This window comes from Pseudomonas sp. E45-MNA-CIBAN-0222 (assembly GCF_040310405.1).
GTDB classification, from domain to species: Bacteria; Pseudomonadota; Gammaproteobacteria; order Pseudomonadales; family Pseudomonadaceae; genus Stutzerimonas; species Stutzerimonas stutzeri_AC.
In genome coordinates this window covers 30,542-56,157 of the sequence record NZ_JBEOPU010000019.1, presented here as the reverse complement: position 1 = coordinate 56,157, position 25,616 = coordinate 30,542, and the positions used below count along the sequence as shown (strand labels likewise).

General features: G+C 64.2%; 21 protein-coding genes, 1 tRNA gene and 2 pseudogenes. 14 read left to right on the top strand and 10 right to left on the bottom strand.

Annotation, left to right across the window (positions count from 1 at the left end):
* From AAEZ08_RS20955 to ychF, 5 genes are all read left to right on the top strand, one after another.
* A tRNA-Gln gene (locus tag AAEZ08_RS20955) sits at positions 1–75 on the top strand.
* Between the two features lie 78 nt (positions 76–153).
* Complete coding sequence (locus AAEZ08_RS20950; RefSeq protein ID WP_003284802.1) at positions 154–1,095, top strand: ribose-phosphate pyrophosphokinase; 942 nt, start codon at positions 154–156, stop codon at positions 1,093–1,095.
* Between the two features lie 120 nt (positions 1,096–1,215).
* Positions 1,216–1,833 (top strand): 50S ribosomal protein L25/general stress protein Ctc, encoded by a 618-nt coding sequence (locus AAEZ08_RS20945; RefSeq protein ID WP_041016211.1) that lies wholly within the window; start codon positions 1,216–1,218, stop codon positions 1,831–1,833.
* A gap of 33 nt (positions 1,834–1,866) precedes the next feature.
* A complete protein-coding gene (pth, locus tag AAEZ08_RS20940; protein WP_014819341.1) occupies positions 1,867–2,451 on the top strand; it encodes an aminoacyl-tRNA hydrolase in 585 nt (194 codons plus the stop codon).
* Between the two features lie 24 nt (positions 2,452–2,475).
* A complete protein-coding gene (gene ychF, locus AAEZ08_RS20935; protein ID WP_023446969.1) occupies positions 2,476–3,576 on the top strand; it encodes a redox-regulated ATPase YchF in 1,101 nt (366 codons plus the stop codon).
* A 73-nt stretch (positions 3,577–3,649) separates the two neighbouring features.
* On the opposite strand, the gene AAEZ08_RS20930 is transcribed toward ychF, so the two are convergent.
* The 10 genes and pseudogenes from AAEZ08_RS20930 to AAEZ08_RS20885 all read right to left on the bottom strand — a co-directional run bounded on the left by AAEZ08_RS20930 (position 3,650) and on the right by AAEZ08_RS20885 (position 14,136).
* Entirely contained in the window at positions 3,650–3,847 is a 198-nt protein-coding gene (locus AAEZ08_RS20930) for a hypothetical protein (RefSeq protein WP_014819329.1), read from the bottom strand.
* A 107-nt stretch (positions 3,848–3,954) separates the two neighbouring features.
* A complete protein-coding gene (locus tag AAEZ08_RS20925; RefSeq protein WP_038662708.1) occupies positions 3,955–4,962 on the bottom strand; it encodes a branched-chain amino acid ABC transporter permease in 1,008 nt (335 codons plus the stop codon).
* A 2-nt stretch (positions 4,963–4,964) separates the two neighbouring features.
* Complete coding sequence (locus AAEZ08_RS20920; protein ID WP_044316223.1) at positions 4,965–5,852, bottom strand: branched-chain amino acid ABC transporter permease; 888 nt, start codon at positions 5,850–5,852, stop codon at positions 4,965–4,967.
* A gap of 69 nt (positions 5,853–5,921) precedes the next feature.
* Positions 5,922–7,139: an ABC transporter substrate-binding protein gene (locus AAEZ08_RS20915; RefSeq protein ID WP_312916971.1), complete on the bottom strand. Its 1,218-nt coding sequence runs from the start codon at positions 7,137–7,139 to the stop codon at positions 5,922–5,924.
* 84 nt (positions 7,140–7,223) lie between these two features.
* Entirely contained in the window at positions 7,224–7,940 is a 717-nt protein-coding gene (locus tag AAEZ08_RS20910; protein ID WP_174214551.1) for an ABC transporter ATP-binding protein, read from the bottom strand.
* Complete coding sequence (locus AAEZ08_RS20905) at positions 7,937–8,698, bottom strand: ABC transporter ATP-binding protein (protein ID WP_014597518.1); 762 nt, start codon at positions 8,696–8,698, stop codon at positions 7,937–7,939. The genes AAEZ08_RS20910 and AAEZ08_RS20905 overlap by 4 nt, the downstream gene beginning before the upstream one ends.
* Positions 8,699–9,011: 313 nt before the next feature.
* Positions 9,012–10,273 (bottom strand): annotated as a pseudogene (locus AAEZ08_RS20900) (OprD family porin).
* Positions 10,274–10,375: 102 nt separating this feature from the next.
* Positions 10,376–10,981: a peroxidase-related enzyme gene (locus AAEZ08_RS20895; RefSeq protein WP_125862794.1), complete on the bottom strand. Its 606-nt coding sequence runs from the start codon at positions 10,979–10,981 to the stop codon at positions 10,376–10,378.
* Between the two features lie 57 nt (positions 10,982–11,038).
* A pseudogene (locus tag AAEZ08_RS20890) lies at positions 11,039–12,721 on the bottom strand (AMP-binding protein).
* Positions 12,722–13,113: 392 nt separating this feature from the next.
* Positions 13,114–14,136 carry an apurinic/apyrimidinic endonuclease family protein gene (locus AAEZ08_RS20885; RefSeq protein WP_500125073.1) on the bottom strand — a complete coding sequence of 341 codons (1,023 nt, stop codon included), beginning with the start codon at positions 14,134–14,136 and terminating at the stop codon, positions 13,114–13,116.
* A gap of 319 nt (positions 14,137–14,455) precedes the next feature.
* Here AAEZ08_RS20885 and AAEZ08_RS20880 point away from each other — a divergent pair, with 319 nt between their 5' ends.
* From AAEZ08_RS20880 to AAEZ08_RS20840, 9 genes are all read left to right on the top strand, one after another.
* A complete protein-coding gene (locus AAEZ08_RS20880) occupies positions 14,456–15,619 on the top strand; it encodes an isovaleryl-CoA dehydrogenase (RefSeq protein WP_044314764.1) in 1,164 nt (387 codons plus the stop codon).
* Positions 15,620–15,729: 110 nt separating this feature from the next.
* Complete coding sequence (locus tag AAEZ08_RS20875) at positions 15,730–17,337, top strand: carboxyltransferase domain-containing protein (RefSeq protein ID WP_500125072.1); 1,608 nt, start codon at positions 15,730–15,732, stop codon at positions 17,335–17,337.
* A gap of 57 nt (positions 17,338–17,394) precedes the next feature.
* The gene (locus AAEZ08_RS20870; protein WP_500125071.1) at positions 17,395–18,192 is read left to right on the top strand and encodes a gamma-carboxygeranoyl-CoA hydratase; all 798 of its coding nucleotides are present in this window, start codon (positions 17,395–17,397) and stop codon (positions 18,190–18,192) included.
* A 511-nt stretch (positions 18,193–18,703) separates the two neighbouring features.
* Positions 18,704–20,605 (top strand): acetyl/propionyl/methylcrotonyl-CoA carboxylase subunit alpha, encoded by a 1,902-nt coding sequence (locus AAEZ08_RS20865; protein ID WP_500125070.1) that lies wholly within the window; start codon positions 18,704–18,706, stop codon positions 20,603–20,605.
* Between the two features lie 236 nt (positions 20,606–20,841).
* The gene (locus tag AAEZ08_RS20860) at positions 20,842–21,741 is read left to right on the top strand and encodes a hydroxymethylglutaryl-CoA lyase (RefSeq protein ID WP_500125069.1); all 900 of its coding nucleotides are present in this window, start codon (positions 20,842–20,844) and stop codon (positions 21,739–21,741) included.
* Positions 21,742–21,827: 86 nt separating this feature from the next.
* Positions 21,828–22,523 carry a CoA transferase subunit A gene (locus AAEZ08_RS20855; RefSeq protein WP_500125068.1) on the top strand — a complete coding sequence of 232 codons (696 nt, stop codon included), beginning with the start codon at positions 21,828–21,830 and terminating at the stop codon, positions 22,521–22,523.
* 4 nt (positions 22,524–22,527) lie between these two features.
* On the top strand, positions 22,528–23,157 hold the full coding sequence (locus AAEZ08_RS20850) for a CoA transferase subunit B (RefSeq protein ID WP_049339925.1): 630 nt from the start codon (positions 22,528–22,530) through the stop codon (positions 23,155–23,157).
* A gap of 257 nt (positions 23,158–23,414) precedes the next feature.
* Positions 23,415–24,596 carry an acetyl-CoA C-acetyltransferase gene (locus tag AAEZ08_RS20845; RefSeq protein WP_500125067.1) on the top strand — a complete coding sequence of 394 codons (1,182 nt, stop codon included), beginning with the start codon at positions 23,415–23,417 and terminating at the stop codon, positions 24,594–24,596.
* Between the two features lie 73 nt (positions 24,597–24,669).
* On the top strand, positions 24,670–25,068 hold the full coding sequence (locus tag AAEZ08_RS20840) for a MerR family transcriptional regulator (RefSeq protein WP_103458122.1): 399 nt from the start codon (positions 24,670–24,672) through the stop codon (positions 25,066–25,068).
* Positions 25,069–25,616 lie beyond the last annotated feature (548 nt).

Here is a 25,616-nt window from a genome sequence, read left to right as displayed (position 1 = left end):
AGGGGCGTCGCCAAGCGGTAAGGCACCAGGTTTTGATCCTGGCATGCGTTGGTTCGAATCCAGCCGCCCCTGCCATACACTTGAAGCTGTTCAAGAGCTTGCCTTTTGAACAGCTTTTTATTCATCGGACCCACCCTCAGGCAGGTACTGCGCGTGTCCAAGATGATGGTCTTCACGGGGAACGCCAACCCCGACCTGGCCCGGCGTGTCGTACGTCAGCTGCATATCCCCCTCGGTGATGCCTACGTCGGAAAATTCTCCGACGGCGAAATCAGTGTCGAGATCAACGAGAACGTTCGTGGTAAGGACGTCTTTCTGATTCAACCGACCTGCGCCCCGACCAACGACAACCTGATGGAACTGGTGGTGCTGGCTGACGCCTTCCGCCGCTCCTCGGCGTCGCGAATCACCGCTGTGATCCCCTACTTCGGTTATGCCCGCCAGGATCGTCGCCCGCGCTCTGCTCGTGTGCCGATCAGCGCCAAGGTCGTGGCCGACATGCTCGACGTCGTGGGCGTCAACCGTGTTCTGACCGTCGACCTGCACGCCGACCAGATCCAGGGTTTCTTCGACATGCCGGTGGACAACATCTACGGCTCGCCGGTACTGGTCGACGACATCCAGGCTCAGCGCTTCGACAACCTGATGATCGTCTCCCCCGATATCGGCGGCGTAGTTCGCGCCCGTGCCGTAGCCAAGTCCCTTGGCGTCGACCTGGCGATCATCGACAAGCGTCGACCAAAGGCCAACCAGTCGGAAGTGATGCACATCATCGGTGACATCGATGGCCGTACCTGCATCCTCGTCGACGACATGGTCGATACCGCCGGCACCCTGTGTCACGCAGCCAAGGCGCTGAAGGATCATGGCGCCGCCAAGGTCTACGCCTACTGCACGCACCCGATCCTGTCCGGCCGCGCCATCGAGAACATCGAAGGCTCCGTGCTTGACGAACTGGTGGTGACCAACACCATCCCGCTGTCGGCTGCCGCACAGTCCTGCACCCGAATTCGCCAACTGGACATCGCGCCAGTGGTGGCTGAAGCGGTTCGCCGCATCAGCAATGCCGAATCGATCAGCGCGATGTTCCGCTAAGCGAAAAGCTTCGCGAATCGCACTGAACGTAATGTGCCCCGCCTCGTGCGGGGCTTTTTGCCCAACAGCCCGAGCGCTGGTCGCAAGCGCGACAGGTAATGTTGCTACTGGAGAATCACCATGAACGATTTCACTCTGAATGCCCAAGTGCGTTCCGACCTGGGGAAAGGTGCGAGCCGCCGCCTGCGTCGTAACGCCGCCCTGGTTCCGGCCGTCATCTACGGTGGCGACAAAGCCCCGCAGTCCATCAGCATCCTGGCCAAGGACTTCGCCAAGCTGCTGGAAAACGAAGCCTCCTTCAGCCACGTGCTGAACCTGAACGTCGACGGCCAGAACGAATCCGTTCTGATCAAGGCACTGCAGCGCCATCCGGCCAAGAGCTTTGTCCTGCACGCTGACTTCGTTCGCGTCGTTGCCGGCCACAAGCTGACCGCAACCGTTCCCCTGCACTTCATCAACCAGGAAACCTCCGTGGGCGTGAAGAAGCAAGGCGGCGAAATCCTGCACAACCTGAACGAAGTCGAAGTTTCCTGCCTGCCGCAAGACCTGCCGGAATTCATCGAAGTCGACATGATCAACGTCGAAGTCGGCCAGGTTCTGCACATGACCGACATCAAGCTGCCGAAAGGCGTTGAGCTGGTCGCCCTGGCCCACGGCAGCGACCTGCCAGTAGCCAACGTTCACGCTCCGCGCGTGAACAAGGAAGACGCTCCGAAAGAAGAAGACGCTGCCGAGTAATCCACTCGCATAGTCGAAGAAGAGGCCCCCGTCGTGACTGCCGTAAAACTGATCGTCGGCCTGGGAAACCCAGGCCCTGAATACGACCAGACCCGGCACAACGCGGGGGCTCTTTTCGTTGAGCGTCTGGCTGCCCGTGAAGGCGTCTCGCTCAGCAACGATCGCAAGTACTTTGGCCTGGTCGGCAAATTCAGCCATCAGGGTGAAGACATCCGCCTGCTTATCCCCACTACCTACATGAACCGCAGCGGTCAGGCGGTGGCGGCATTGGCCGGCTTTTTCAGAATTCCCCCCGAGTCCATCCTGGTCGCCCATGATGAGCTCGATATGCCCCCGGGCGTCGCCAAGCTCAAGCAGGGTGGCGGTCATGGCGGGCACAACGGGCTGCGTGACATCATCGCCAAGCTCGGCAATCAGAACGGCTTTCATCGCCTGCGCCTGGGTATCGGCCATCCTGGCCACGCCAGCCTGGTCAGTGGCTACGTACTGGGCCGCGCACCGCAGACCGAGCGCGAAAAGCTCGACGCCAGCATCGACTTTGCGCTGGATGTCGTGCCAGAAATCCTGGCCGGCGACTGGACCCGCGCGATGCAGCGCCTGCACAGCCAGAAGGCCTGAACCTAACTCCGAGGCAAGATCACCATGGGATTCAACTGCGGCATCGTCGGTCTGCCCAACGTCGGCAAGTCCACCCTGTTCAACGCCCTGACCAAATCCGGCATCGCGGCTGAGAACTTTCCCTTCTGCACCATCGAGCCGAACAGCGGCATCGTGCCGATGCCCGACCCGCGCCTCGACGCGCTGGCGGCGATCGTCAAGCCGGAGCGGGTGATCCCGACCACCATGGAGTTCGTCGACATCGCCGGCCTGGTCGCCGGCGCTTCGAAGGGCGAAGGCCTGGGCAACAAATTCCTCGCCAACATCCGCGAAACCGACGCCATCGCCCATGTGGTGCGCTGCTTCGAAGACGAGAACGTCATCCACGTCGCCAACAGCGTGGACCCCAAGCGTGACATCGAGATCATCGACCTCGAACTGATCATGGCCGACCTCGACAGCTGCGAGAAGCAGCTGCAGCGCGTCGCTCGTACCGCCAAGGGCGGCGACAAGGAAGCAGTCGCACAGAAGGGGCTGCTGGAGAAGCTGATCCCGCACCTCACCGAAGGCAAGCCGGCACGCAGCCTGCTGAAGAGCTTCAGTGACGAGGAAAAGCGCCTGGCCAAGACCTTCCACCTGCTGACCACCAAGCCGGTGATGTACATCGCCAACGTCGCCGAGGATGGCTTCGAGAACAACCCGCTCCTGGACGTAGTCAACGCCATCGCCGAGGAAGAAGGCGCCATCGTCGTGCCGGTGTGCAACAAGATCGAGGCCGAGATCGCCGAGCTGGACGATCTGGAAGAGATGCAGATGTTCCTCGAAACCATGGGTATGGAAGAACCAGGTCTGAACCGTGTGATCCGCGCCGGTTACGAGCTGCTCAACCTGCAGACCTACTTCACCGCCGGCGTGAAGGAAGTCCGCGCCTGGACCGTCAGAATCGGTGCGACCGCTCCGCAGGCGGCCGCGGTGATCCACACCGATTTCGAGAAAGGCTTCATCCGCGCTGAAGTCATCGCCTATGACGACTTCATCCAGTACAAGGGCGAAGCCGGCGCCAAGGAAGCCGGCAAGTGGCGCCTGGAAGGCAAGGAATACATCGTCAAGGACGGTGACGTCATGCACTTCCGCTTTAACGTCTGAGTCCTTCAGGTACTCGGCAAAAGGCCCCGACTCGTCGGGGCCTTTTAGTTTCTATCGAAGGGAGTGCAATCCGTTAAAGCGGACCCGGGTCGGGCATCGGATCCGGTGGCGGAGCGACCTTCTCGAGTTGTTCGAGCACTTCTTCCGGCAGCTCGTCCGGGCCTTCGAACTCGGTATCGCTCTCGGCGTCGTCGAGATCGTTGAGGGGCGATTCGTCGGCTCGCCAGGGCCAGGTGGGTTGCGGCTGCATTTGGGGTTCGGTGCCAGGCATGGCTCTGTCCTCTGAAAGGGGCCTGGGACGTTAGGCACGTATCCCTGCAGCGGGTTCGCCGATGGCGGGACCGTCCGGCGCAATCTGGACGGTCCCGCATCGGATCGCTACTTGAAGTTGCGTTTCACCAGCCGTTCCAGCCAGCCGACGATGCCGGAGCGGAACAGCAGCACGCAGAGCACGAAGATCACCCCGAGGATCACATGCACCCACTCGCCCAGCGGGCCATTGGACAGCGAGCTTTGTAGCGTCACCACCACGGTGGCGCCGACCAGCGGCCCGAGGATGGTGCCGACGCCGCCGAGCAGGGTCATCAGGATGACCTCGCCGGACATGTGCCAGTGCGCGTCGGTCAGCGAGGCCAGCTGAAACACCACGGTCTTGGTCGCGCCAGCCAGGCCGGCAAGCGCCGCGGAGATGACGAACGCCAGCAGCTTGTGCCGATCGACGTTGTAGCCGAGCGACACCGCCCGCGGCTCGTTCTCGCGGATGGCCTTGAGCACCTGGCCGTACGGCGAGTGGATGGTGCGCTGGATGATGGCGAAGCCAATGACGAACACCGCCAGCACGAAGTAGTACATGGCCATGTTGTTCTTCATGTCGACCAGGCCGAACAGATGCCCGCGCGGCACGCCCTGCAACCCGTTTTCACCGCCGGTGAATGGCGCCTGAACGAAGACGAAGAACACCAGCTGCGCCAGCGCCAGGGTAATCATCGCGAAGTAGATGCCCTGCCTGCGGATCGCCAGCATGCCGAACAGCGCACCGAGCACCGTCGAGGCCAGGGTGCCGGCGAGTATCCCCAGCTCGGTACTGAGCCCACTGTAGCTGCTCAGCATGTAGCCGGTGATGTAGCCGCCGGTGGCGAAGAACGCCGCATGGCCAAAGGACAGCAGCCCCGCGTAGCCGAGCAGCAGGTTGAAGGCGCAGGCGAACAGGGCGAAGCACAGCAGCTTCATCAGGAACACCGGATACACCGCCAGCGGCGCCAACAACGCGATCACCAGCAACACCGCATAGAAAATCTTCTGCCGCCGTGCGGCCGCGTGCCTGCGCTCGCGTACCACACTGGCCTGCCGCAGCGATGCGGCCTGCACGTTTGCCGGATTCGTCATGCTCATGCCTCCTTACCAAAGAGTCCCGCAGGACGAATCAGCAACACCGCCACCATGACCAGGAACACCACGGTGTTGGCCGCTTCCGGATAGAACACCTTGGTCAGCCCCTCGATCAGACCCATGGCGATGCCGGTGATGATGGCGCCGAGGATCGAGCCCATGCCGCCGATCACCACCACAGCGAACACCACGATCAGCAGGTTCGAGCCCATGCCCGGCGTCACCGCGTAGATCGGCGCAGCCAGCACGCCGGCGAAGGCCGCCAGCGCCACACCGTAGCCGTAGGTCAGGGTCACCAGCAGCGGTACGTTGATGCCGAAGCCTTGCATCAGTTTCGGGTTCTCGGTGCCGGCGCGCAGGTAGGAACCCAGGCGGGTGCGTTCGATCACGTACCAGGTCGCCAGGCACACCACCAGCGCGGCGACGATCACCCAGGCGCGGTAGGTCGGCAGGAACATGAAGCCGAGATTGAAGCCGCCACGCAGCAACTCCGGCATTGGATAGGACGAGCCGGACACGCCGAACAGCTTGACGAAGCTGCCCTCGACGATCAGCGCCAGGCCGAAGGTCAACAGCAATCCGTAAAGGTGATCCTCACCGGCAATGCGCCGCAGCAGCCCGCGCTCGATGGCCATGCCCAGGCAACCCACCACCAACGGCGCCAGCACCAGCGCGAACCAGTAGCTCACACCCAGGTAGTTCAGCCCGAGGAAGGCCACGAAGGCGCCCAGCATGTACTGCGCACCATGGGCGAAGTTGATGATGCGCAGCAGGCCGAAGATGATCGCCAGGCCCAGGCTCAGCAGTGCGTAGAACGCCCCGTTGATCAGGCCGAGCAGCAGCTGCCCGAGCAGTACGCTCAGGGGTACGCCGAATAGGAGAGTCATGGTTCACCACCCAAAGGAAGTCCGTGGCACCCGGCCGTTGCCGACCGGGTGATGGCGCGGATCAGCCGGTCAGTCCTTGGCGACCAGCTTGGTGCACTGGGTCTCGGCGATCGGCCGGTAGGCCTGCTCTCCCGGAATGGTGCTGACGATCTTGTACAGGTCCCACTCGCCGCTGGATTCGGCCGGTGTCTTGACCTGCACCAGATACATGTCATGCACCATGCGGCCGTCCTCACGGATACGGCCGTCCTTGGCGAACATGTCGTTGACCGGGGTCTTGGCCATCTGTGCACGCACCGCGACGGTTTCGTCGGTGCCGGCGGCCTTTACAGCGTTCAGATAATGCGTTGTGGCCGAATAGATGCCGGCGTGCACCATGCCCGGCATGCGCTTGGTGCGCTCGTAGTAGCGCTTGGCCCAGGCGCGGGTGTCATCGTTCATGTCCCAGTACCAGCCGGTGGTCAGCATCAGGCCCTGGGTCACGTCCAGGCCCATGGCGTGGATGTCGTTGAGGAACACCACCATGCCGGCGAGCTTCTGCCCGGACTGGGTGACGCCGAATTCGCTGGCGGTCTTCAGCGAGTTGACCGTATCGGCACCGGCGTTGGCCAGGGCGATCACCTCGGCTCCGGAGCCCTGGGCCTGCAGCATGTAGGAGGAGAAATCGTTGCTCGGGAACGGATGGCGAACCTTGCCGACGACACTGCCACCTTCGCCTTCCACCACCTTGGTGATGTCGGTTTCCATGGCATGGCCGAAGGCATAGTCGGCGGTGAGGATGAACCAGCTCTTGCCGCCATCGGCGAGTACGGCCTTGGCCGTGCCATTGGCCAACGCGTAGGTGTCGTAGGTCCAGTGGATATGGTTCGGTGAGCAAAACTCGTTGGTGATGCTCGATGCCGCCGCGCCGGAGATCAGCGCCAGCTTGCCGCCCTGCTCCACCACCTTGCTCGCAGCAAGCACCACGGAGCTGGCGACCATGCCGGTCACCATGTCGACGTTGCGCTCGTCGATCCACTGGCGCACGGTATTGGCGCCGACGTCGGGTTTGTTCAGGTCGTCGGCATGGAAGACAACGATCTTCTTGCCGTCGACCTTGCCGCCGAAATCCTCCACCGCCATCTTCAACGCTTCCAGGCCGCCCGGGCCGGAGAGGTCGCGATAGGTGCCGGACATATCGGCCAGGTAGCCGATGCGGATTTCGTCATTGCTGATCTCGGCCTGGGCGGCCGAAGCGATCAGGGAAGAAGCCAGGATGGCGCTCGCGCTCTTGCGGAAAAAGCTCATGTATTCACCACTCTCGATTGTTTTTGTTGTGGTTCGGGCCGGCATCCACTGCGGCCGGTTGCTGCTTCCTGAGTCGTCCGGGGCTTACACCCCGAGACAGGAATTGAGGAAATCCTTCTTCGAATCCAGGTCGGCCGCCTCGATCTCTTCGATGATGCGGCCGTGTTCCATGACGTAATGGCGGTCGGCCAATGGCGCGGCGAAGCGGAAGTTCTGCTCCACCAGGACGATGGTCAGGCCGCGCTGTTTGAGCTTGATCAGCACCTCGCCGAGCTTCTGCACGATGACCGGCGCCAGGCCTTCGGTGATCTCGTCGAGCAGCAGCAGGTTGGCGCCGGTGCGCAGAATGCGCGCCATGGCCAGCATCTGCTGCTCGCCGCCGGACAGCCGCGTACCCTGGCTGAAGCGGCGCTCGTAGAGGTTGGGGAACATTTCGTAGAGCTCGTCCAGGCTCATGCCGCCGCTGCGTACCGTGGGCGGCAGCAGCAGGTTTTCCTCGACGCTCAGGCTGGCGAAGATGCCGCGCTCTTCCGGGCAGTAGCCGACGCCCAGCCGCGGAATCTGGTGGGCCGGCATGCCGATGGTTTCGTTGCCGTTGACCACGATGGAGCCGGTGCGGCGCCCGACCATGTTCATGATCGCCCGCAGCGTGGTGGTTCGCCCGGCGCCGTTGCGCCCTAGCAGCGTCACCAGCTCGCCGCGGCCGACCACCAGATCGACACCGTGCAGAATGTGCGATTCGCCGTAAAAGGCATGCAGATCACTGACGCGCAGCTGATCGCGGTCCATGGGTGGATTCATGCGTGCGCCTCCTCGAGTGTCGCGGCTTCGCTGCCGAGGTAGGCCTCGCGCACCTGCGGGTTGGCCGAAACGCTTTCGTAGTCGCCCTCGGCGAGTACCGAACCACGCGCCAGCACAGTGATGCGATCGCACAGGCGGCTGACCACGCTGAGGTTGTGCTCGACCATCAGCACCGTACGGTTGGCCGCGGCCTTGCGCACCAGCTCGACGACCATGTCGACGTCTTCGCTGCCCATGCCCTGGGTCGGTTCGTCGAGCAGCAGCACGAAGGGGTCGAGCGCCAGGGTGGTGGCCAGCTCCAGCGCGCGCTTGCGGCCGTAGGGCAGCTCGACTGCCAGGGTCTGGGCGAAGGATTGCAGGTCGACTTCAGCGAGCAGCTGCATCACCTGGTCGTCCAGCTCGCGCAGGCTGCGTTCGGATTTCCAGAAATGGAAGGAGTTGCCCATCTTCTGCTGCAGCGCTACACGCACGTTTTCCAGCACGCTCATGTGGCCAAATACTGCGGAAATCTGGAACGAGCGCACCAGGCCGAGCCGGGCGATCTCGTTGGCCTTCATCGAGGTGATGTTCTTGCCGCGATAGAGGATTTCGCCACGGGTGGGCGTGAGGAATTTGGTGAGCAGATTGAATACGGTGGTCTTGCCGGCGCCGTTGGGGCCGATAAGCGCATGGATGTGACCCTGACGGACCTTCAGATCGACGGAATCCACTGCGGTGAAGCCGCGGAATTCCTTGGTCAGGCCGCGCGTTTCCAGCACGAACTCTGGTTCCTTTGGGTGCCCTCTAACCTTGTTTGTTGTTGTTGGTTATGGCGCAGGTCGCTGCATGACCTTTACGTAAACGATAACAACCAGTTTCCGTATACGGCAAGTGGCTTTTTCAAACGGGTGATTGAGCGGTAAAGCGGGCAAATGAAAGGCAAAAGGCCAGTATTTTTCGCGCCATTGAGGTAGTTGGTTTGCATCGGCGATGCAAACCGCGAGCGCCGAAAGAAGGCCCGGCCGACGCAGAAAAAGCCGGGCCTATGCGGCCCGGAAATTTCCAACGAGGAGGTTCACAGCGGTTTCGCGGTTACCACAACGGCAGGCTGTAGCTGACGATAAAGCGATTCTCGTCCAGGTCGCTCTGGAAGTTGCTTCGCGTGGTGGCGTTGCGCAGCTTGAAGCCGAGGTTCTTCAGTGGGCCGCTCTGGATGACGTAGGCGATGTCGGTGTTGCGCTCCCAGGTCTTGCCTTCGCTGGCGCCGGCGCCACGGTCGACGTTGTCACCGGAGACGTAGCGGGTCATCAGGCTCAGCCCGGGAATGCCCATGGCGGCGAAGTCGTAGTCGTAGCGGACCTGCCAGGAGCGTTCGTCCTGGTTACCGAAATCGTTGATCTGCAGCAGGTTGATCAACGCGTTATCGCCACCGGCGACGTAGGCGAAACCGGTATCGCCGCTCATGTGCTGGTAACCGCCGGTGAAGGCGTGACCGCCATGCTTGTAGGTGAACAGCGCGCCGAAGGCGTCGTTGTCGACATTGCTGCCGCCATCGTCGGTGGAGCGCACATAGCGCAGGTCGGTCTTGAAGCTCTGCGACTCGCCGATCGGCAGCACATGGACCAGGCTGAGGTTGTGCTGGTCGTAGATGCCGTCCAGCCCACCGTAGTAGTAGCTGGTGGCCAATTGTGGCGACCAGTCGTAGCGCCCGCCGGCGAAGCGGAACTCGTCGCTCGTCGTATTGCTGCCAAAGGTAATGTTGCGCAGCCCGCCATTGAACACCGTCATCTCTTCGTAGTTGGAAGAGTCGCGGTAGCTCGTGCGATCCAGCATGCCGAGATCCAGCGTGAGGCCTGCGACGTCTTGCTCTGCAGCCAGGCGCCGCGATAGATGTTCGGCAACAGGCGGCTGTCGTTGCGCATCAGCACCGGGATAACCGGTTGCAGCGTGCCCACGTGCAGCGTGGTGGCGGACAGCTTGGCCTTCGCCGTCAGGCCTGCCGTGCCGTAGTCATCCGCCGGTTCACCGGAAGCCGAGCGTGGCAGGAGGCCGGTGCCGCCACGGCCGGAGCCGGAGTCGAGCTTGACGCCGAGCAGGCCGATGGCATCCAGGCCGAAGCCGACCGGTCCTTCGGTGTAGCCGGATTCCATTTTCAGGATGAAGCCCTGGGCCCACTCCTCGGCCTTGGACTGGCCGTCCCCCGAACGGAAGTCGCGGTTCATGTAGAAGTTGCGCAGTTCGACAGCGGCCTTGCTGTCTTCGATGAAGGCGGCCGAAGCCGTGTTGGACATGCCCAGAATGGCTGCAGCCAGGCTGGAAAGCAGGAAGGTCCGGCTTGCTGGTTTCAGTTGCATAGCTTTCTCTCTTGTTGTTGTGATCGTTGATGCAGCTGTTGAGCCCGACTGCCAACTGCCCGGGCTCGGATTACCACTTCATGCGGTAATGCGGTGTCGCGCTCAGCGCGCGGTGCTTCTGGGCACGCGGCCCAGCAGGTAGAACTCGTCGTTGGGCGGGGTGCGCGCCATGGACACCAGCCGGTTGGAGAGGCCGAACAGCCCGGCGATGGCGCCGATGTCCCAGATGTCGTCGAGGCTGAAACCCTGAGCTTCCAGCCGCGCTTGCCAGGCGTCGTCCAGCACGCCGCGCCCTGCCGCAAGGTGCAGGGCGAAATCGAGCATCGTGCGCTGGCGTTCGGAGATCGGCGCGGTGCGGTAGTTGACAGCGATCTGGTCGGCCAGCTGCGCGTCCTTGGCGAGGATGCGCAAAATCGCGCCATGGGCGACCACGCAATACAGGCAGCCGTGGTCGGCGCTGACCGCCACCACGATCATCTCCTTCTCGGCCTGGGTCAGGCTGTCGGCTTCGCGCTCCATCAGCGCATCGTGATAGGCGAAGAAGGCGCGAAACTCCGCCGGCCGATGAGCCAGCATGAGAAACACGTTGGGGATGAAACCGGCCTTTTCCTGCACGGCGAGAATCCGTTCGCGCAGGTCGGCGGGCAGTGCGTCGAGGCTGTCGGGCAGCGGGAAACGGCTGATCGACTGAGTAGTAGGCAGCGCCATGGAAAGCTCCATTTCGGATGAGCGAATGGCCGGCCGGGCGAACCCGGCCGGTGCCGGTCAGTGCTGTTCGCTGATGCCCAGCTCGACCACGCTGATCTCGCGCATGCGGAACTTCTGCACCTTGCCGCTGATGGTCATCGGGAAGTCGTCGACGAACCGGATGTGCCGCGGCGTCTTGAAGTGGGCAATGCGGCCCTTGCAGAACTCGCGCAGCGCCTCGGCCTCGACCTGATGGCCGGGGTGCAGCTTGACCCAGGCGACGATCTCCTCGCCGAACTTGCTGTCCGGCACGCCGATCACCTGCACGTCGGCGACCGCAGGATGGGTGAAGAGAAATTCCTCGATCTCGCGCGGGTACACGTTCTCGCCGCCGCGGATGATCATGTCCTTGTTGCGGCCGACGATCTTGATGTAACCCTCATCGTCCATTACCGCGAGGTCACCGGTGTGCATCCAGCGGGCGCCGTCGATGGCATCGCGGGTGGCGTCCGGGTTGTTCCAGTAACCGAGCATCACGCTGTAGCCGCGGGTGCACAGTTCGCCGATCTGCCCGCGCGGCACCACCGCGCCGTGCTCGTCGACGATCTTGCTTTCCAGGTGCGGCTGGGTGCGGCCGACGCTGGTCACGCGGCGTTCCAGGTCGTCGTCGGCACTGGTCTGGGTGGACACGGGACTGGTTTCGGTCATGCCGTAGGCGATCTGCATTTCGGCCAGGTGCATGTCGTCGATGACGCGCTTCATCACTTCGATCGGGCAGGTAGAGCCGGCCATGATGCCGGTGCGCAGGCTGCTGAGGTCCAGCGACTGGCGCTCCGGATGGTCGAGCATGGCGATGAACATGGTCGGCACGCCGTACATGCCGGTGGCCTTTTCCTCGGCCGCAGCCTGCAATGCGGCCAGCGGCTCGAAGGCAGCGCTCGGGTAGATCATCGTGGTGCCGTGGGTGACGCAGCCGAGGTTGCCCATGACCATGCCAAAGCAGTGGTACAGCGGCACCGGGATCACCAGGCGGTCGTGCTCGGTCAGCCTGAGGCTCTCGCCGACCATGTAGCCGTTGTTGAGGATGTTGTAGTGGCTGAGCGTGGCGCCCTTGGGAAAGCCCGTGGTGCCGGAGGTGTACTGGATGTTGATGGGGTCGTCGAACTGCAGGCGCTCGCCGCACTGGCGCAACTGCTCGGGCCCGACCTGCTCGGCCATCTCCATCAGCGCCTGCCACTGCAGCATGCCGTCCACCGGCTTGTCGCACAGGCTGATCACACCGCGCAGCTCGGGCAGCATATGGCTCTGCAGGGCCCCGACGGCGGCGCTTTCCAGCTCCGGCAGCAGCTCGTGGAGCATGGCGTGGTAATCGGACGTCTTGAAGGCATCGGCGCAGATCAGCCAGCGGCAGCCGGACTGCTTCAAGGCGTATTCGAGTTCGCTGAGGCGGTAGGCGGGATTGATGTTGACCAGCACCACACCGATCTTCGCAGTAGCGAACTGGGTGATGCACCACTGGGCATTGTTCGGCGACCAGATGCCCACTCGTTCGCCAGCCTGCAGTCCGAGGGCCAGCAGGCCACGCGCGCAACGGTCCACCGCCTCTGCCAGTTCCGTCCAGGTGTAACGCAGTTGCTGATGGCGCACCACCAGGGCCTCGCGCTAGGGAAAGCGCTCCACGGTACGATCGAACGCCGCGCCGATGGTCATGGGCAACAGTGGTTTGCTCTGCGGTCCGCAGGTATAGCTCGGAAGACTCATGACGATATTCCTCAGTCTTATGTTTGTTATGAGGCGTGCTCGCAAGGGCGCTGGCGCTGCTGACAGTCACCCTAGGCCACGATTACGTTAACGTAAAGGTAATTAAGTGACAACATGTCGCGGGGTAGGCGAAAGTCGAGGGACAGCACGTAGCCAAATGGCCAGCATTGCCGACGTGCAACCTGGCTGCAGCCTTAGTGGCGCGCCTCGCTGATGTGCTTTCCTCTCACGGAAACTGCGGTGCGCCTTGGTGGGCTAAAGCCCACCCTACTGGGAGATCGTAGCCAGTCGAACCGCTACGGTGCGGCGGGCATCACGGCACCGTTGTGGGGTGGGCTTCAGCCCACCAGAACGAGCCGAGGCTATAACCGCATCTGCCGGCCACGGCACCGTCAGGTACTTTCGCGCTGGTACTCGTGAAGGAAATCCAGCGCAGCGAGGTTCTTGTCCTTGGCTTCGAGCATGATGTCGAAGCGGTCCATAAACTGAAACGCATAGCGATTCGTCCAGCGGTTCCACATGCGCTTGCTGTGCGCATAGAGGTCGCGCTTGCTGACCTGCTCCAGCAACTCGGGGATTTCCAGCTTCCGCTCCGGGGCGAAGCCCAGCTCCATCAGGCTCTCCGGCGGCTGCGAGTAGTGCATGGTCGGCCGCACGCCGCGCCAGCTTTCCAGGATGCGCTCGATGCGCGGGTCGTTCGGCTCGATGTAGCGGCCCTCGTGAATCCAGCAGTGATGGATGTCCAGCACCACCGGCGCGAGGTCCGCGAGACCCAGACAGTCGTCCAGGCCATAGGTCTTTTCGTCGTTCTCGAAGGTGATGCAGTGGCGCGCCTCGGTCGACAGGCGCGGCCACACGGCACGCACCCCCTCGGCGCCGAGACGCCCGGCGATATGCAGGTTGCATTTGAAGTCCTGGAAGCGCCGGCCGTAACCCATCATGCGGATCATGTCGGCGTGGTATTCGAATTCCGCCAGGCTGTTTTCCACCACCTGCGGCTTGTCCGATCCCAGCACGCAGTACTGGCCGGGATGCATCGACAGGCGGATTTCGTTGGCCCGTGCCAGTTCGCCGATCGCGGCGAAGCCAGCCTCGAGGCAGTTCCGTATCTCGGCGCGACGGTAGAACGGCGCGATCTCGGCATGGCTGTAGAACGGCAGCAGGTCGCTGGACAGGCGCAACATGCGCAGCATCGGCGGCAACGTGGCGACATATTCGAGCAACACCCGCTGGGCGTTCAGGTTGTGCTCGACGATCTCCTCGAGCTTCGCCTCCGCCGCCTCGCGTCCCGCCGAAGCCATCCAGCGCAGCGTGGTGCTGCGCGGATTGAAGGTGCGCTCGATGCGCTCCAGCTCCTTCAGCGAGAGGCTCTGTTGCGGGTGGCGATACATGCAGGCGAAGCCGATGCGGGGCATGGATTTCCTCGTCGGTGGCAGGCCGGCGCTGCGGCCACTGCCTGTTTAGTCCCGCCAGCCTCCAGCCAAGTGCCCCGCCACCGACGAAACACCTCCGCGCGCCAGCAGCCCACGGCCGCACCTTGCCGGGCCTATGCTTGCAGACATGCCGACTCGGCGGTGTGTTGACAGACCCGCAGCGGACCTTTACGTTAACGTAAAGCAGCGAACGATCATCCATACCGATGACGTCAGACCGCTACCAGAGCGCCGGCCTGCACTCCGCCGACGAACGAATCCTCTGAAAACAGAACAATTACAAGACAAGCAGGTGGCCCCTATGAACTACTCCAGCCTCAATTTCGCCCTCGGTGAAACCATCGACATGCTGCGCGAGCAGGTCCAGGCCTTCGTCGCCGCCGAGATTGCCCCGCGCGCCGAAGCCATCGATCAGGAAAACCTGTTCCCGGCGGACATGTGGAGAAAATTCGGCGAGATGGGCCTGCTCGGCGTGACCGTCTCCGAGGAGTACGGCGGCGCCGGCCTCGGCTACCTGGCCCACGTGGTGGCGATGGAAGAAATCAGCCGCGGCTCGGCCTCGGTCGCCCTCTCCTACGGCGCCCACTCCAACCTGTGCGTCAACCAGATAAACCGCAACGGCAACCCCGAGCAGAAGGCCCGCTACCTGGCCAAGCTGATCAGCGGCGAACACGTCGGCGCGCTGGCCATGAGCGAGCCGAATGCCGGCTCCGACGTGGTCTCCATGAAGCTGCGCGCCGAAAAGCGCGGCGACCGCTACGTGCTCAACGGCAGCAAGACCTGGATCACCAACGGCCCGGACGCCAACACCTACGTGATCTACGCCAAGACCGACCTGGACAAGGGCGCCCATGGCATCACCGCATTCATCGTCGAGCGCGACTGGAAGGGCTTCTCCCGCGGCAACAAGTTCGACAAGCTCGGCATGCGCGGCTCCAACACCTGCGAGCTGTTCTTCGATGACGTCGAGGTGCCGCAAGAGAACGTGCTGGGCGCCGAGAACGGTGGCGTCAAGGTGCTGATGAGCGGCCTGGACTACGAACGCGTGGTGCTGGCCGGCGGCCCGACCGGGATCATGCAGGCCTGCCTCGATGTGGTGGTGCCCTATATCCACGACCGCAAGCAGTTCGGCCAGAGCATCGGCGAGTTCCAGTTCATCCAGGGCAAGGTGGCGGACATGTACACCCAGCTCAACGCCAGCCGCGCCTATCTGTATGCCGTCGCCCAGGCCTGCGACCGCGGCGAGACCACCCGCAAGGACGCCGCCGGGGTGATCCTCTATACCGCCGAAAACGCCACACAGATGGCCCTGCAGGCGATCCAGATCCTCGGCGGCAACGGCTATATCAACGAATTCCCCACCGGCCGCCTGCTGCGCGACGCCAAGCTCTACGAGATCGGCGCCGGCACCAGCGAGATCCGCCGCATGCTGATCGGCCGCGAGCTGTTCAACGAATCCAGGTGAGCTGCGGGCGGAACAACGCCCAGTCTCGTAGGGTGGAAAACCGCGACGCGTTTTCCACTGCAGTCGGTGGATGACAGAGCCATCCATGATGGAATTGAACGGAGCCAACCATGGCCATCCTGCACACCCAGATCAATACCCGTTCGCCGGAGTTCGCCGCCAATAGCGCGGCAATGCTCGAACAGGTGAACAACCTGCGCGCCCTGCTCGGCCGCGTCAGCGAAGGCGGCGGTGCCACCGCCCAGCAACGCCACGTCTCGCGCGGCAAGCTCTTGGTGCGCGAGCGCATCAACCGCTTGCTCGACGCTGGCTCGCCGTTTCTCGAAATCAGCCAACTGGCGGCTTACGAGGTTTACGGCGAAGAGGTTCCAGCGGCCGGGTTGGTGGCCGGCATCGGCCGGGTCGAAGGCGTCGAGTGCATGATCATCGCCAACGACGCCACCGTGAAAGGCGGCACCTACTACCCGCTGACGGTGAAGAAGCACCTGCGCGCGCAGACCGTCGCCCGCGAGAACCGCCTGCCCTGCATCTATCTGGTGGACTCCGGCGGCGCCAACCTGCCGCGTCAGGACGAGGTGTTCCCGGACCGCGAGCACTTCGGCCGCATCTTCTTCAACCAGGCCAACATGAGCGCAATGGGGATTCCGCAGATCGCCGTGGTCATGGGCTCCTGCACCGCCGGCGGCGCCTATGTGCCGGCGATGGCCGACGAGACCATCATGGTGCGCAACCAGGCGACCATCTTTCTCGCCGGCCCGCCGCTGGTGAAGGCTGCCACCGGCGAAGTGGTAACCGCCGAGGAGCTGGGCGGCGCCGACGTGCACTGCAAGACCAGTGGCGTTGCCGACCACTACGCCGAGAACGACGAGCACGCCCTTTCCATCGCCCGCCGCTGCGTGGCCAACCTCAACTGGCGCAAGCTCGGCCAGCTGCAAACCCGCGAACCGCGCGCGCCGCTGTATGCCGCCGACGAGCTGTACGGCGTGATCCCGGCGCAGGCCAAGCAACCCTACGACGTACGCGAGGTGATCGCGCGGCTGGTAGACGGCAGCGAGTTCGATGAGTTCAAGGCGCTGTTCGGCACCACCCTGGTCTGCGGCTTCGCCCATCTGCACGGCTACCCGATCGCCATCCTCGCCAACAACGGCATCCTCTTCGCCGAGGCGGCGCAGAAAGGCGCGCACTTCATCGAATTGGCCTGCCAGCGCGGCATCCCGCTGCTGTTCCTGCAGAACATAACCGGCTTCATGGTCGGGCAGAAATACGAGGCCGGCGGCATCGCCAAGCACGGCGCTAAGCTGGTCACCGCGGTGGCCTGTGCCCAGGTGCCGAAGTTCACCGTGCTCATCGGCGGCAGCTTCGGCGCCGGCAACTACGGCATGTGCGGCCGCGCCTACGACCCGCGCTTCCTGTGGATGTGGCCCAACGCGCGCATCGCCGTAATGGGTGGCGAGCAGGCCGCCGGGGTGCTCGCCCAGGTCAAGCAGGAACAGAGCGAGCGCGCCGGCAAGAGTCTCGGCGACGACGAGGTAGCCGCGATCAAGCAGCCGATCCTCGAGCAGTACGAGCGCCAGGGCCATCCGTACTACTCCAGCGCTCGGCTGTGGGACGACGGCGTGATCGACCCGGCGCAGACCCGCGAGGTGCTGGGGCTGGCGCTGTCCGCCGCGCTGAATGCGCCGATCGAGCCGACCCGCTTCGGCGTGTTCCGCATGTAATCCGTGCCGCCGGCAGCCGAACGCGCCGGCGACTGCAGTCGCATTGAGGATGCCGAGATGACCGATTTCCAGACCATCGAACTGAACAAAGACGCGCGCGGCGTCGCCACCCTCTGGCTCAACCGCGCGGACAAGAACAACGCCTTTGACGCCCGGGTGATCGGCGAACTGAATGCGGCCCTGGCCCAGGTGCAGGACGATGCCAGCATCCGCTTCCTGATCCTGCGCGGGCGTGGCAAGCACTTCTCCGCTGGTGCGGATCTCGGCTGGATGCGCGAGTCGGCCAAGCTCGACTACCAGGCGAACCTGGCTGACGCCCATGAACTCGGCGAACTGATGCAGCGCCTCTACCTGTTGCCGCAGCCGACCCTGGCCGTGGTGCAGGGTGCGGCGTTCGGCGGCGCGCTGGGGCTGATCGCCTGCTGCGACATGGCCATCGGCGCCAGCGACGCGCTGTTCTGCCTGTCGGAAGTCCGCATCGGCCTGGCGCCGGCCGTGATCAGCCCGTTCGTGGTCAAGGCCATCGGCGAGCGCGCCGCCCGCCGCTACGCGCTGACCGCCGAACGCTTCGACGGTAAGCGTGCCCGCGAACTCGGCCTGCTCGCCGAGACCTATCCGGCCGGCGAACTGGACGCAGCACTCGAGCAGTGGGTCGACAATTTGCTATTGAACAGCCCGCAAGCGCTCAAGGCCTGCAAGGACTTGTTGTTGGAAGTGGGCGATGGCGATTTCAGCGCCGACCTGCGCCAGGCCACCGAACAAGCCATTGCGCGCCTGCGCACCAGCCCGGAAGGTCAGGAGGGCCTGAGCGCCTTCCTGGAAAAACGCACGCCCGTCTGGCAGGAGCGCGCGTGATGACTGGGCTTCTGTGGGGTGCTCGCTCGTATACGTTGTCGCGTACGCGCGGTGAGAGGGTTGCGTTGTGTGGTGGTCGGGCGGCTGTGTCGGTCCTTGGCATCGCCCCCTCACCCCAGCCCTCTCCCCATTGGGGAGAGGGAGTTGGTTTGTGCAATGGCGAGGCGTTAGTGCATGTGCGTAGCGCCGCCCCCTCGCCCCGGCCCGCACCCCATTGGGGGGAGGGGGTTGGTCTGTGCGATGGCTGGGCGGGAGTGCACGTGCGTAGCAACGCCCCTTCGCCCAGGCCCGCTCCCCAGCCCTCTCGAGAGGGGGTTGGGTTGTGTGGGGTTTGGGAGCGGCTGCCTAACCATATCGTCCGCGCTCAGGCCGCTGATCGCACATCAACCGGTCACGCCAATCATTGCCGAACCACTTCATTGCTTCGCCCCACTCCGTCGTCCCCTCGCCCCTCCGGGGAGAGGGCTAGGGTGAGGGGAAACGTCTTCCAGGCCACGCAGGAATCACAAAAATGATAACGACCCTCCTGGTTGCCAACCGCGGCGAGATCGCCTGCCGCGTGATGCGCACCGCCAAGGCCATGGGCCTGACCACCGTTGCGGTGCACAGCGCCATCGACGCCAGCGCGCGCCATGCCCGCGAAGCCGATATTCGCATCGACTTGGGCGGCGCCAAGCCGGCCGACAGTTACCTGCGCATCGACAAGCTGATCGAGGCGGCCAAGGCCAGCGGCGCCCAGGCGATCCATCCGGGCTACGGCTTTCTCTCGGAGAACGCCGAGTTCGCCCGCGCCATCGAACAGGCCGGGCTGATCTTCCTCGGCCCACCCGCCTCCGCCATCGACGCCATGGGCAGCAAGTCCGCCGCCAAGGCGCTGATGGAAGAAGCCGGCGTGCCGCTGGTGCCGGGCTACCACGGCGAAGCGCAGGACGTGGAAACCTTCCGTGCTGCCGCGGAAAAGATTGGCTACCCGGTGCTGCTCAAGGCCACCGCCGGTGGTGGCGGCAAGGGCATGAAGGTGGTCGAGCGCGAGGCGGACCTGGCCGAAGCACTGGCGTCCGCCCAGCGTGAGGCGCAGTCGTCGTTCGGCGATTCGCGCATGCTGGTCGAGAAATACGTGCTCAAGCCGCGCCATGTGGAAATCCAGGTCTTCGCCGACCAGCACGGCAACTGCCTGTACCTCAACGAGCGCGACTGCTCGATCCAGCGCCGCCATCAGAAGGTGGTTGAAGAGGCCCCTGCCCCTGGCCTGTCCCCCGAGCTGCGACGTGCCATGGGCGAAGCCGCAGTGAAGGCGGCCAAGGCCATCGGCTACGTCGGCGCCGGCACCGTGGAGTTCCTGCTGGATGCCCGTGGCGAGTTCTTCTTCATGGAAATGAACACCCGTCTGCAGGTCGAGCACCCGGTCACCGAGGCCATCACCGGCCTCGATCTGGTCGCCTGGCAGATTCGCGTCGCCCGCGGCGAGCCGCTGCCGATCAGCCAGGAGCAGGTGCCGCTGATCGGCCATGCCATCGAGGTACGGCTGTACGCCGAAGACCCGGACAACGATTTCCTCCCCGCCACCGGCACCCTCGAGCTCTACCGTGAAGCCGAGGATGGTCCGGGCCGTCGCGTCGACAGCGGCGTCGCCGAGGGCGATACCGTGTCGCCGTTCTACGATCCGATGCTCGGCAAGCTGATCGCCTGGGGCGAGAACCGCGAGGAAGCACGCCTGCGCCTCTTGGCCATGCTCGACGAGACCGCCGTCGGCGGCGTGCGCACCAACCTCGCGTTCCTGCGCCGCGTCGTCGGCCACCGCGCCTTCGCCGAGGCCGAGCTGGATACCGGCTTTATCCCGCGTCACGAAAGCGAATTGCTGCGTCCGGCTGGCGAGCTATCCGATGCGTTTTGGCAGCAGGCTGCGGAGTGCTTCGTGCAGACCGAACCGACCAAGGTACGCGGCGACGATGCCCATTCGCCGTGGTCCAAACGCGACGGGTTGCGTTTCGGCATGCCGGCGCAGATCAGCCTGCACCTGCAGTGCAATGGCGAAAGCCGCCGGCTGAAGGTCGATCCGGCAGCGCCGCAGCCAAACGTCCGCACGCCCAAGGCGATCCGCCAGGGCGATGCGCTGTACCTGCAGTGGAACGGCGAATGGCTGGCTGTGCGCACCTTCGACCCCATTGCTGAAGCCGAGGCCAGCCACCAGCATCACGGCGGCCTGACCGCACCGATGAACGGCAGCATCGTTCGTGTATTGGTGGAGGCCGGTCAGCATGTCGAGGCCGGCACCGCGCTGATCGTGCTGGAAGCAATGAAGATGGAACACAGCATCCGCAGCGCCCAGGCAGGCGTAGTCAAGAGCCTGTTCTGCAGCGAAGGCGAGATGGTCAGCGAAGGCGCGGTGCTGCTGGAGATGGAAGAGGCTTGATCCGTAGGGTGGGCTTCAGCCCACCCTACGGTGATGGCATGCAGGTTTGCAGGGTGGGCTTTAGCCCCCAGCAGTGCCGGAGCACTTTCGGTCAGCCTGCGGCGACATCGGTGGGCTGATGCTCACCCTACGGTGAAGGCGTGCAGATTTTGTAGGGTGGGCTTTAGCCCACCAGCAGCGCCACAATTCAACGACACGGGTGAAGGCTCGCTAAGCATTCACCCTCTGGAGGACATATGAGCCTGCCCAAACAGGTCCGGCTGGTGGAAGTCGGCCCGCGCGACGGCCTGCAGAACGAGCAGCAGCCGATCAGCGTGGCGGACAAGGTGCGTCTGGTCGACGACCTGAGCGCCGCCGGGCTGTCCTATATCGAAGTCGGCAGCTTCGTCTCGCCCAAGTGGGTGCCGCAGATGGCGGGCTCCGCCGAAGTCTTCGCGCAGATCCAGCGCAAGGCCGGGGTCACTTACGCGGCGCTGACGCCGAACATGAAGGGCCTGGAGGCGGCCATCGAGGCCGGCGTGAAGGAAGTCGCGGTGTTCGGTGCGGCCTCCGAAGCTTTTTCGCAGAAGAACATCAACTGCTCCATCGCCGAGAGCCTGGCACGCTTCGCGTCTTTGATGGAGGCTGCCCGCGAGCACGACATTCGCGTGCGTGGCTACGTTTCCTGCGTGCTCGGCTGCCCTTACGAGGGTGAGGTCTCGCCAGCCAAGGTCGCCGAAGTGGCCCGCGAGCTGTATGCCATGGGCTGCTACGAGGTTTCCCTGGGCGACACCATCGGCACCGGCACACCGGGCAAGACCCGCACACTATTCGACATGGTGGCCCGCGAGGTGCCGCGCGAACGGTTGGCCGGGCATTTCCACGACACCTACGGCCAGGCGCTGGCGAACATCTATGCCAGCCTGCTGGAGGGTATCGCGGTGTTCGACAGCTCGGTCGCCGGCCTCGGTGGTTGCCCGTACGCCAAAGGCGCCAGCGGCAATGTCGCCAGCGAAGACGTGCTGTACATGTTCAACGGGCTGGACATAGCCACCGGCATCGACCTCGATGCGTTGATCGGCGCCGGCCAGCGCATCAGCCAGCTGCTGGGGCGTGCCAATGGTTCGCGGGTCGCCCGCGCCAGGCAGGCCGGTTAGCGGCACCGATTTTGCTAAATCCTATTCGTTGGGCGGCCATCTATCGGACCACCCGGCACAGACAGAACAACAAGTAGAGGTAATTCATGAACAAGATTTACCCCAGCGCCGCCCACGCCCTGGAAGGCCTGGTCGAGGACGGCATGACCATTGCCGTCGGCGGCTTCGGCCTGTGCGGCATCCCCGAGCAGCTGATCGCCGCCTTGCGCGACAGCTGCAAGAAAGACCTGACTGCCATCAGCAACAACGCCGGCGTCGACGGCTTCGGCCTCGGCCTGCTGCTGGAGACGCGGCAGATCAGCAAGATGGTTTCCTCCTACGTGGGCGAGAACAAGGAGTTCGAACGCCAATATCTGGCCGGCGAACTGGCCCTGGAGTTCACCCCGCAGGGCACCCTGGCCGAGAAGCTGCGTGCCGGCGGCGCGGGCATACCGGCGTTCTACACCAAGACCGGCTACGGCACGCTGGTCGCCGAGGGCAAGGAGACCCGCCAGTTCAACGGCGAGTGGTACGTGATGGAAGAATCGCTGACCGCGGACCTGGCCTTGGTCAAGGCATGGAAGGCCGACAAGGCCGGCAACCTGCTGTTTCGCAAGACCGCGCGCAACTTCAACCCGCTGGCAGCGATGGCCGGCGAGGTCTGCGTCGTCGAGGTGGAGGAGATCGTCGAAACCGGCGAGCTGGACCCCGACCAGATCCACCTGCCGGGTATCTATGTGCATCGCATCGTGCACAACCCGAACCCGGAAAAACGCATCGAAAAACGCACGGTGAGGAGCTGAGACCATGGCCTGGACACGTGAACAGATGGCGCAACGCGCCGCCCAGGAGCTGCAGGACGGCTTCTACGTCAACCTCGGTATCGGCCTGCCAACCCTGGTGGCCAACTACATCCCCGAAGGCATGGATGTCTGGCTGCAGAGCGAGAACGGCCTGCTCGGCATCGGCCCCTTCCCGACCGAGGAAGAGATCGACCCGGACCTGATCAACGCCGGCAAGCAGACCGTCACCGCCCTGCCCGGCTCGAGCTTTTTCGACAACGCGCAGAGCTTCGCCATGATCCGCGGCGGTCACATCAACCTGGCCATCCTCGGCGCCATGCAGGTGTCGGAGAAGGGCGACCTGGCCAACTGGATGATCCCCGGCAAGATGGTCAAGGGCATGGGGGGCGCGATGGACCTGGTGGCCGGCGTCAAGCGCGTCGTGGTGCTGATGGAGCACACCGCCAAGGGCGGCGCGCACAAGATCCTGCCGGCCTGCGACCTGCCGCTCACCGGCCTCGGCGTGGTCGACCGGATCATCACCGACCTCGGCGTGCTGGACGTCACCGAGCAGGGCCTGAAGCTGGTGGAGCTGGCCGAAGGCGTCAGCTTCGAGGAGCTGCAAGAGGCCACCGGCTGCCCGATCCAGCGCTGAAGCCTGGGTGCGGGAAGAACGCCGGAGCACCCCTTGCCCGCTGCGTCTTCCCGCCTGCCCCGAACGCCCCGAGCCGGCGGCGCGCCAGCACTGGCCAGTCACCCAGGCGCCCGTATACTGCGGCATCGACCGGTCTGCCAGCGCGCTGACCAACGGCTTGCCCCCTGTCGTTCGAGGGCACCCTTTCCCGGAGCCAGGCCGTGTGCCTGGTCCTCGCGTTACGCCCCGGCGTAGCGCTTTTTTATTCGGAGTCCGTCATGCAAGACGTCGTCATCGTAGCTGCAACCCGCACCGCCATCGGCAGTTTCCAGGGCTCGCTGGCCAATGTGCCGGCAGTCGAACTGGGCGCCACCGTGATCCGCGCCCTGCTGGAAAAGACCGGCATCGACCCGACTCAGGTCGATGAAGTCATCCTCGGCCATGTGCTCACCGCCGGCGCCGGGCAGAACACCGCGCGCCAGGCCTCGATCAAGGCCGGCCTGCCCCACGCCGTACCGTCCATGACGCTGAACAAGGTCTGCGGCTCGGGCCTCAAGGCCGTGCATCTGGCCGTGCAGGCGATCCGCTGCGGCGATGCCGACGTGATCATCGCCGGCGGCATGGAGAACATGAGCCTGGCGCCCTACGTTCTGCCCGGCGCACGCACCGGCCTGCGCATGGGCCACGCGCAGATGGTCGACAGCATGATCACCGACGGCCTGTGGGACGCCTTCAACGACTACCACATGGGCATCACCGCGGAGAACCTGGCCGACAAGTACGGCATCGACCGTGCGCAGCAGGACGCCTTCGCCGCGCAGTCGCAGCAGCGTGCCGCGGCGGCCATCGAAAGCGGCCGCTTCGATGCCGAGATCACCCCGGTCATGATTCCCCAGCGCAAGGGCGACCCGCTCGCCTTCGCCCGTGACGAGCAGCCCCGCGCCGGCACCACGGCCGAATCCCTCGGCGGCCTGCGTGCAGCCTTCAAGAAGGACGGCTGTGTCACCGCCGGCAACGCCTCGACCCTCAACGACGGCGCCGCCGCGGTGGTGCTGATGAGCGCCAGCAAGGCCGAGGCCCTGGGCCTGCCCGTGCTGGCCAAGATCGCCGGCTACGCCAACGCCGGCGTCGACCCGGCGATCATGGGCATCGGCCCGGTCACGGCTACCCGTCGCTGCCTGGACAAGGCCGGCTGGACGCTGGCCGAGCTGGACCTGATCGAAGCCAACGAAGCATTCGCCGTGCAGGCGTTGTCGGTCGGTAAGGAATTGGGCTGGGATGCCGATAAGGTCAACGTGAACGGCGGGGCCATCGCCCTCGGTCACCCGATCGGCGCCTCGGGCTGCCGCATCCTGGTGACCCTGCTGCACGAGATGCAGCGCCGCGACGCTCGCAAGGGCCTGGCAACACTGTGCATCGGTGGTGGTCAGGGAGTAGCCTTGGCAGTCGAACGCCCCTGAGCGAATCACACGGCGCGGGGCAGACATACGCGCCCGGATCACCGGGCGCGACAGAGGATGATCGGAAGGAATCATGGCTAAACAGACCTACAGCATTTCCGACCTGGCCAACGAGCTGGACATCACCACCCGCGCCATCCGTTTCTATGAAGAACAGGGCATGCTCACGCCGACCCGCCGCGGTCAGGAACGCATCTATTCAGGCAAGGATCGCGTCGCGCTGAAGCTGATCCTGCGCGGCAAGCGCATCGGCTTCTCGCTGGCGGAATGCAAGACGCTGATCGAGCTCTACGACCCCAAGGCCGGCAACCAGAAGCAGCTGAACATCATGCTGCAGATGATCGCCGATCGCCGCCAGCAGCTGGAGCAGCAACTGCTCGACATCCAGCAGATGCAGCTTGAGCTGGACACAGCCGAGGAACGCTGCCGCAGCGCCCTGGAAAGCACCCTGGCCAAGCAAGCCGCCAGCTGATCGCTTCGCTTACCCGATAGATTCATCCCGTCAGGCGTCGCGCCAAGCGCAACGCCTTTTTTTTGCGCGCCACAGCAAACAGCCCGTCCGGAAAAATGGACACTTTCCAGAATTGCAGACACCACGAGTTTTCGGCCGTGCCGGTGTCTGCCGGAATGGACACCTTGCGTAGTGTCCCGAACGATCGAACGCCGGCTTCGATCCGAAATTGGTGGGCTGAAGCCCACCCTACGGTTGATCGACCAAAGAAGTGGCCCGGGGCGCTCCGCTTCCACTTGTAGGGTGGGCTTCAGCCCGCCGCACCGCCTTGCATATCATCCACGAAAGCCGTGCACCAAATACCACGCAGCCCCACCGCGCCGTCAAACGCCGCACGTCCGTAGGGTGGGCTTCAGCCCACCGGCCATCTCAACGCCAGCCCATAACCATCTATCGAAGGATCGCGCCTTCTGCCCACCGCCTCATCCGCACCACAACCGATCCCCGCTTTTCGGCCTGCCCCACAAGATAGGCACAGAACCTGCAATCCGCCCTGCGACGCCAGAACA

Excerpts from the sequence above, each read along its gene's own strand:
- AAEZ08_RS20945 (WP_041016211.1), top strand. The coding sequence starts at position 1,216 with ATGAACGATTTCACTCTGAATGCCCAAGTGCGTTCCGACCTGGGGAAA.
- ychF (WP_023446969.1), top strand. The coding sequence starts at position 2,476 with ATGGGATTCAACTGCGGCATCGTCGGTCTGCCCAACGTCGGCAAGTCC.
- AAEZ08_RS20930 (WP_014819329.1), bottom strand. The coding sequence starts at position 3,847 with ATGCCTGGCACCGAACCCCAAATGCAGCCGCAACCCACCTGGCCCTGG.
- AAEZ08_RS20925 (WP_038662708.1), bottom strand. The coding sequence starts at position 4,962 with ATGACGAATCCGGCAAACGTGCAGGCCGCATCGCTGCGGCAGGCCAGT.
- AAEZ08_RS20920 (WP_044316223.1), bottom strand. The coding sequence starts at position 5,852 with ATGACTCTCCTATTCGGCGTACCCCTGAGCGTACTGCTCGGGCAGCTG.
- AAEZ08_RS20915 (WP_312916971.1), bottom strand. The coding sequence starts at position 7,139 with ATGAGCTTTTTCCGCAAGAGCGCGAGCGCCATCCTGGCTTCTTCCCTG.
- AAEZ08_RS20910 (WP_174214551.1), bottom strand. The coding sequence starts at position 7,940 with ATGAATCCACCCATGGACCGCGATCAGCTGCGCGTCAGTGATCTGCAT.
- AAEZ08_RS20895 (WP_125862794.1), bottom strand. The coding sequence starts at position 10,981 with ATGGCGCTGCCTACTACTCAGTCGATCAGCCGTTTCCCGCTGCCCGAC.
- AAEZ08_RS20885 (WP_500125073.1), bottom strand. The coding sequence starts at position 14,136 with ATGCCCCGCATCGGCTTCGCCTGCATGTATCGCCACCCGCAACAGAGC.
- AAEZ08_RS20880 (WP_044314764.1), top strand. The coding sequence starts at position 14,456 with ATGAACTACTCCAGCCTCAATTTCGCCCTCGGTGAAACCATCGACATG.
- AAEZ08_RS20875 (WP_500125072.1), top strand. The coding sequence starts at position 15,730 with ATGGCCATCCTGCACACCCAGATCAATACCCGTTCGCCGGAGTTCGCC.
- AAEZ08_RS20870 (WP_500125071.1), top strand. The coding sequence starts at position 17,395 with ATGACCGATTTCCAGACCATCGAACTGAACAAAGACGCGCGCGGCGTC.
- AAEZ08_RS20865 (WP_500125070.1), top strand. The coding sequence starts at position 18,704 with ATGATAACGACCCTCCTGGTTGCCAACCGCGGCGAGATCGCCTGCCGC.
- AAEZ08_RS20860 (WP_500125069.1), top strand. The coding sequence starts at position 20,842 with ATGAGCCTGCCCAAACAGGTCCGGCTGGTGGAAGTCGGCCCGCGCGAC.
- AAEZ08_RS20855 (WP_500125068.1), top strand. The coding sequence starts at position 21,828 with ATGAACAAGATTTACCCCAGCGCCGCCCACGCCCTGGAAGGCCTGGTC.
- AAEZ08_RS20850 (WP_049339925.1), top strand. The coding sequence starts at position 22,528 with ATGGCCTGGACACGTGAACAGATGGCGCAACGCGCCGCCCAGGAGCTG.
- AAEZ08_RS20845 (WP_500125067.1), top strand. The coding sequence starts at position 23,415 with ATGCAAGACGTCGTCATCGTAGCTGCAACCCGCACCGCCATCGGCAGT.
- AAEZ08_RS20840 (WP_103458122.1), top strand. The coding sequence starts at position 24,670 with ATGGCTAAACAGACCTACAGCATTTCCGACCTGGCCAACGAGCTGGAC.